This is a genomic window from Alsobacter soli (assembly GCF_003004785.1).
In the GTDB taxonomy this organism is placed as follows: Bacteria; Pseudomonadota; Alphaproteobacteria; order Rhizobiales; family Beijerinckiaceae; genus Alsobacter; species Alsobacter soli.
Map to the genome: position 1 here is coordinate 1 of NZ_PVZS01000096.1, position 312 is coordinate 312.

Consider the following 312-nt stretch of genomic DNA (forward strand, 5'->3'; position numbering starts at 1 on the left):
GACGATGGCGGGCTACCAGTGGGGGATGGACTTCGACCGGCCGCTCCTCGTGCGCCAGGGCGACACCGTCGCGGTCACCATGCGCAAACGCGGCATGATGAGCCACCCGATGCACCTCCACGGGCACCACTTCAGGGTGGTGGTGCTGGATGGCCGCAAGGTGCCAGGCGCCTGGCGCGACACCGTTCTGGTGCCGGCGATGGCGTCCGCCACGGTTGCAGTCCAGGCCAACAACCCCGGCCGGTGGGCCTTCCACTGCCACCACCTCTACCACATGGCGGCGGGCATGATGGGCACGTTCGCCTACGAGAA

Annotated in this window: 1 protein-coding gene; it reads left to right on the plus strand. The window is 68.6% G+C overall.

The window, feature by feature from the left end:
• Window positions 1–312, plus strand: a 312-nt coding sequence (locus SLNSH_RS24425; RefSeq protein ID WP_158266890.1) for a multicopper oxidase domain-containing protein, incomplete at both ends; no start/stop codon positions are given.